The sequence below is a fragment of the Simiduia sp. genome, from assembly GCF_058345725.1.
In genome coordinates this window covers 1-6,229 of record NZ_JBTUOC010000066.1, presented here as the reverse complement: position 1 = coordinate 6,229, position 6,229 = coordinate 1, and the positions used below count along the sequence as shown (strand labels likewise).

General features: G+C 49.1%; 6 protein-coding genes. All 6 read right to left on the bottom strand.

Features of this window, described 5'->3' with window-relative positions; translation table 11 throughout:
* Positions 1 to 239: 239 nt before the first annotated feature.
* Positions 240 to 542 (bottom strand): hypothetical protein, encoded by a 303-nt coding sequence (locus ACW8F6_RS14260; protein WP_491576547.1) that lies wholly within the window; start codon positions 540 to 542, stop codon positions 240 to 242.
* A 464-nt stretch (positions 543 to 1,006) separates the two neighbouring features.
* On the bottom strand, positions 1,007 to 1,543 hold the full coding sequence (locus ACW8F6_RS14255; protein WP_491576546.1) for a hypothetical protein: 537 nt from the start codon (positions 1,541 to 1,543) through the stop codon (positions 1,007 to 1,009).
* A gap of 107 nt (positions 1,544 to 1,650) precedes the next feature.
* Positions 1,651 to 2,499 carry a hypothetical protein gene (locus tag ACW8F6_RS14250; RefSeq protein ID WP_491576545.1) on the bottom strand — a complete coding sequence of 283 codons (849 nt, stop codon included), beginning with the start codon at positions 2,497 to 2,499 and terminating at the stop codon, positions 1,651 to 1,653.
* A gap of 437 nt (positions 2,500 to 2,936) precedes the next feature.
* Positions 2,937 to 3,638, bottom strand: coding sequence for a hypothetical protein (locus ACW8F6_RS14245; protein WP_491576544.1), 702 nt, complete (start codon positions 3,636 to 3,638; stop codon positions 2,937 to 2,939).
* Positions 3,639 to 4,187: 549 nt separating this feature from the next.
* A complete protein-coding gene (locus ACW8F6_RS14240; protein WP_491576543.1) occupies positions 4,188 to 5,213 on the bottom strand; it encodes an alpha/beta fold hydrolase in 1,026 nt (341 codons plus the stop codon).
* Between the two features lie 41 nt (positions 5,214 to 5,254).
* Positions 5,255 to 6,229, bottom strand: a 975-nt coding sequence (fba, locus tag ACW8F6_RS14235) for a class II fructose-bisphosphate aldolase (RefSeq protein ID WP_491576542.1), incomplete at its 5' end; no start/stop codon positions are given.

Sequence of the window (6,229 nt, the reverse complement as noted above, 5' to 3'; positions counted from 1 at the left end):
TGATCTTTGAAGTTGACCACAACCATCGCGGTTTGATCGTAGGAATACTTCTTGAAGTTTGGCATGGCTGAATTCCCTTTAGCGATGCCGAATTCTATCAAAAAACGGCGTTTTTTGGGAGATTTTCTACAGCCTCAACGCTTTACTAATGGGCTGACGCAGCGCAGCGTAGGCAGTCCCGTGGAGGCCACGCTGTTTGTGGCCGGAACGAAATTAAGTAACTTGTTATACGCTTCCATCTATGGAATACCTATTTCCCAAAGTTGTTCATTAGTTATATGAACTGCATTGCCACCATAGGAATATTTGATTCCAATACAATAGCTTTTGCTTACCAAGAGACCTGACTGATGCAGCTCAAAGATTAGTAACTTGTCATCTCCAACTTGGTCAAGCCATGTAGATGACTGATATACCATTCCGTCAATTTTTATTGACCCAAACTGCACACGTCCAAGTTCTTGCTCTATGTCTTCGATAGCTATGCCATCAAAGCGAGCTCTCAATTCTTCGAGCTTACGATAAATATTAGAATCACTCATGGCATATAACGCCCGAAACAACCGCGCGCGCTTTTTGCGCGTCGGTTGGTTTTGCTTGTTATTGGCCGGTTGGTCTGACCAACCTACAGAGTAGGTTGAGCACCTTATGGCCACCAATGGGGCAAGAATACCGTACTTGCCCCAGCCTTGTATTTACTTAGTGGCACACCACAATGCGGAGTGCCGCAAGACCCGGCTACAGAGCCTGCGTATTGGCAATGAGAACGAAACTACGATGCTGATACCAGCATATTCCCTAATGCCGGCGCGCCGAAAAATGGCACGCAATTGAATATAATCCTTTCTTTCCAATACCTAAATTAAGTAAGGCTCAATAACGCATAGCTAAACGGCGCACAAAGTGGAGCTGGTTTGTGCGAAAACTTGCGAAGCAAATGCACAAGCGAGCGGAGCTTTGAGCGTCCAGTGGAGGCCGTAGGCCGGAACGGTGTTTGATCGAATTGTTATATTTTTGCATTCTTGTAAGCTTTACTGAGTGATGCGTATAGACTTTCACGACTTGCAAGTAATTTAACTCGCCACTCCTCTAGAGAAGCACATTCCATTTCGTCATTGTTTCGTGAAGCATACCGATAGAACTCGGATATTTTTTCACCATATTCTCTTAAGCACTGCTGTTGCTCTTTACAACCCAGAAGCAGCAAGCGGCCTTCTGCACTTGATAAGCCTTTAAACAAAGAGAATACTTCTGAACGCAAACCTCGTATTTGATCAGATTTTTCTCCTGAATTTTTTATGCCTTTCTCTTTATTCCTGGCCCAGTCTAATGTGAATGACCAATACTTTAATAATGCATGGGTCATTTCTTCAATATCTAGCGTGACGGATTCCATAACGTCTCTGTGCTTGAGAAGATACTCCTTTTCAATCGATTTCGAGTGATTATGACGTGCCAACATGTAAGCAGACGTACCACTAATAATTGCACCTAAGCCAATTTTAACTGTTGTATCTACTATTTCTATCCACGTTGTTGGCACTTTCTCTCCTTAAATATAACGCCGCCAACACAGGCCGAGCGACAGCGAGGTCCAGCCCAATGCGCATTTTTGCATTGGGCGATTGTGGTTGGCCTTGTTATGCATGGCTATAGAATACGCTTATAGTTCCGAATAGTTTGAATGTTGTCCATTAATAGGAACCTATGACATTCAGCAATTATATCCTCAGCCTGCTTAATCTTTTTGTCTAATGTATTAGACCAATTATTCCAGCGTTTGAGCTTCTCAAATGAAAGCTCATCCTCATTCAGGGATTTAAACTTAATAACTTCTTCGCCAAGAGTAACTGTCAACAACGATTTCAATTTTTTGTAATCCTTCACTGCTGAGAGGCCATTTATTCTGGCAACATTTTCTTCACGAAAAGTTGCAAACTTTCCAGCACCCCTAGCGGCTTCTTTTTCAGCTTTCGTTAGCGCGACAGATTTTTTAATTTCCGCATCATTTCGTCTAGCTCTATCATGAAGGCGATTGAGTGTTTCTTGCTCAAAGCCTTTGGTTGCGTGCCACCCCACCTGCTCTACGCACCAGGCCCCTTGTCTTTCGCTACTCCAGAGAAATTCTGCTTTTCTTTCAATTGGATCTAGCTGATTCTTAGTTCTTACAATGTTCTCCCTGTATCTTTGGGCATTTGTGTCACGTGTGAACGTTTTCTCTAGTGTCTGAAAATCTACCCCAAATATCCTTTTTCCACATTTATTTCCGATATTTGTTTCAATGCCTCCCTCACAGACCACGAGATATCCCATATTGTGGGCAGTGCCACAGCTCGCGATTCCACAAGGCTGCTTAGGATCTATGTGATATCTACCGATTATTTGCTTTAAAGTAACCTCATCAGGGTTTACTTTTTCGGTGTATCCGGGGCGCTCTATTACATCTTCCCATGAATCGATCTTGACAAGAGTCTTTCCATCTTCACTAAGTAAAATCATTTCTTCTTACTCTGCCATCTTTTTGCATAACATTTTATTAGTGTGCCGGCACAGTATGCCGGTGGCGCTTAAATCAACGTACTTTAACTTTTTGATTTAAAACGATTATTTTGGTGGATATTAGCACGTAAAAAGGAAAGTGTGCGCGCTTGGTATGCGGGATGCGAGTTCTCATATGTATGCCAGTAACTTCTGGAAGCTCTTGTTTTTTCTAGATTTTATTTTTGCTAGAACAAATATGAGACCTGATGGAACAATATTTTTGGCAATATCTCACCAAAACTTAATATACTGTACGAACATGCAGCCAATTTACTTTCCAGAGTGTGTTCTCGCGAGGGGCCTTTTGGTAGCCCGCAAAAAGGAGAACACCTTAAACTGGCGGCCAGCACTCAACAGGCCAGTACCGCCAGTGCGGTTTACATGGAGCAAAGGAATTACGATTTAAATTGGGTAAACATCAAGCCGATATAGTCAGACGCCGCTTTTGCATTACCGAATTGCAAGGCCTTCTGGCCTTTTATTTTTACGGTATACATATATTCCGGTAGTACTGAGCGGCCGATCCAATAGCCGTCTTCTGCTGGATTGGCATCATTGCCGACACAGATATCGTAGTGGCCAACCGAGAACTGGTGCGTTTTATGCCACTCGGGCAGCCCCTGCAAGGTTTGGTTATTGACGCAAATCTCGAACATCAACGCCTCTCCCGACTTAACTGATTCCAACCCCTCTTTCAGATACGCCTTTTGTGCGTCGGTAGCATGGGGCAGATCCCAACGGGGTATTGCGCCGGGGAAGTTGGGGTCCCGTGCGGTTACCGAGAAGGTCCAGAAAGTTTCTCCGTCTACGCTGTCAAAAGTCACTGCCGCCGTTGGCGACACCGCATCGCAGGTCACATAGTGTTCGCTGACTGGCTCACCTTCCAGCTCTGCCGGCAACATGGCAAACAGTGCTTCAAACCCCGGGCAATCCTGAGCTACATCCTGCGCGACTGGTTGACCTTCATCCTCAGCAACCGGCAAGTGTTTAGATGTACCGCCAACCTCGGTCGCCGGCGTTACTTGATCGAGGTTTCGCTCGGAACAGGCCGCCAGTAAGGCGGCAAAAAACACGACACACCAAAAAGAGACGCGCATACAAACCACCTTAAATTTGCTAACGAGTTAGGGAATCATCATTTAGGTGCACAACCCACCGTCGGCGCGAATGGAGGAAGCTGTCGAGCTGCCCTGCGGCGGGTTTGCGTCGCATAATCTAATGTAAATACCGCAGTCTGGCTATGCGTCGGACTACCTAGCGAAGAAAATTTTGACAGCTCGTCGATTCATTTGTGTGCCCTAGTCTCGCCAAGGCTCCAGGCGACCGGCTTTGTGACAGTAGCACCGCCGTACAATCGCTCGCGAGGAAAGCAGCCTGCCCGGCAATTAAACTAATTCCCAGCAGGTTTTGGCATCGCGCGCCAGCGCTCTATCACCCTTTTGTAGACCCGCTCTACCTATAGTCATCCCGTTAGGTCCTAGCGCACGCCTAGGCATGCAACGGATAAGTAGCATGCGCGATTCATTGTGGGCATCGACCAATAAAACGAAAGGGGCACTTAAGAGACGCGCGCTCGCTTAACCAAACGGATAAAGCGCTCACTGACCACTAAGCCGAGTCATTTCACTGAACTAACTCAAAAGGGTTTATCCCACCCGCTTGCTCTGTAGGACTTGCTCGGGATTGGGTTGGCACACACTGTCAAAGAAGTGCGCGGCCTGAGTTAAAAAATCTGTGCGAATATCTTCGCGCTCGTTGATCAATTGGTGTCGGGCATGTTCTACCCAATAAAGCTGGTGGTTGGGCAGGCGCGCGGTGAGTACCGGTATATTGAAGCGCCAATCTACGGTGGTATCTTCGCGGCCCTGCACAATCAGCGTGGGTACAGTAAGTGGCTTGCAGCGCCAGAATTGATGCAGCCACATTTTCATGGCGGTTACCCAGCGCACTGATAAATGCGTGGGTTGCAAGGGGTCGCTTTTTAAAAATGTCAGAAAGTCGGCGTCGTGTGAGTTGTCGGTGAATACCCGCGGTAAACTTCTAATGAAATGACGCAGAAAAAAGTGGGCAATGCGACTCAGCTGCCAACCGTGGGGCCGCACTAACGGTGCGAGCAACACCTGCCCATCGAGTATGTCGGCATCTTCTACTTGGGCTTGCATATCAAGCTGGTATTTAAGCAACACCGAGCACCCAGTACTTTGCGCCAGCGCCAGCGTAGGGCCGTTAACGGGTAGTTCTGCGGAAAAATCAAACACTGCCGCCAATGCCGCGGTGTACTGGCTAAAGTCATCGATACTGGCGCGCGGGCCATCCGATAAGCCGTGGCCTGGCAGGTCAAAGGCCATCACCGCGTAGCCCTGTTGCAAACCAAATTCAATTGCGTGACCGTAAAGCCCCACGTGATCGTAGTAGCCGTGCAGCACAATCAACAACGCCTTGGGCTGTTCAGGTAACCAATAGTGGGCGGCAATTTTCTGCGTGCTCACATCCAAATAGCCAAAGCCATGCCGCAGCTTGGGGTTGATTTTGGTAAACCGATCCAGACCGTAAAATTGCAGATAGGTTTGAAAAGCGTGGTGGTTTTGCCAGTGGCTGGAGACCGAGGGATCGGCACTTAGGGGTTGCCACTGTTGATGCAGCGTTTGAATGGCGGTTAACAGTTTACTCATAATAAAACGGCAGCGCGGTCAGGCGCTGCCGTTGTGCTCACTCAGTTAACTTTGGGGTCTAAGCTGCCGTTTTCGTAGCGCTTGTACATGGCCTCTAAGCTCAGCGCTTTGATTTTGCTGGCCTGACCGGCGGTGCCAAAGGCTTCGTAGCGGGCAATGCAAATGTCGCGCATGGCTTCTGTGGTTTTGGCCAGAAATTTGCGCGGGTCAAACTCGCGTGGATTCTCTGCCAGGAAGCGACGCACAGCACCGGTGGACGACAGGCGCAGGTCGGTATCGATATTGACCTTGCGCACGCCGTACTTGATGCCCTCGCAAATTTGCTCGACGGGCACACCGTAAGTTTCTGGAATGTCGCCGCCAAATTCGTTGATCACCTTTAACCACTCTTGCGGCACAGAGGATGAACCGTGCATCACCAGGTGGGTGTTGGGAATGCGCGCGTGAATCGCTTTAATGCGATCGATGGCCAGGATGTCACCGGTTGGTGGACGGGTGAATTTATAGGCGCCATGGGAGGTGCCGCAGGCGATGGCCAGGGCGTCGACTTTGGTTTTGCGCACGAAGTCGGCGGCTTCTTCGGGGTCGGTGAGCATTTGATCGTGGGTCAGTTTGCCCTCGGCGCCAATGCCGTCCTCTTCGCCGGCTTCACCGGTTTCCAGAGAACCCAGGCAGCCCAGCTCGCCCTCTACCGATACGCCACAGGCGTGGGCCATGGCCACGGCTTCTTGAGTCACGCGCACGTTGTAGTCGTAATCGGCAGGGGTTTTGCCGTCTTCCTGCAGTGAGCCATCCATCATCACGGAGGAAAAACCCAACTGAATGGAGCGCTGGCACACCGCCGGGCTGGTGCCGTGATCCTGGTGCATACACACGGGAATGTGCGGGAATTCTTCGATAGCCGCCAAAATCAGGTGGCGCAGGAAGGGCGCACCGGCGTATTTGCGCGCACCGGCAGAGGCCTGCACGATCACGGGCGAGTCGGTTTTATCGGCCGCTTCCATGATGGCGCGCAG

Bases quoted from the DNA above. Each gene is read 5' to 3' on its own strand.
- ACW8F6_RS14260 (WP_491576547.1), bottom strand. From the start codon at position 542: ATGAGTGATTCTAATATTTATCGTAAGCTCGAAGAATTGAGAGCTCGC.
- ACW8F6_RS14250 (WP_491576545.1), bottom strand. From the start codon at position 2,499: ATGATTTTACTTAGTGAAGATGGAAAGACTCTTGTCAAGATCGATTCA.
- ACW8F6_RS14240 (WP_491576543.1), bottom strand. From the start codon at position 5,213: ATGAGTAAACTGTTAACCGCCATTCAAACGCTGCATCAACAGTGGCAA.
- ACW8F6_RS14245 (WP_491576544.1), bottom strand. From the start codon at position 3,638: ATGCGCGTCTCTTTTTGGTGTGTCGTGTTTTTTGCCGCCTTACTGGCG.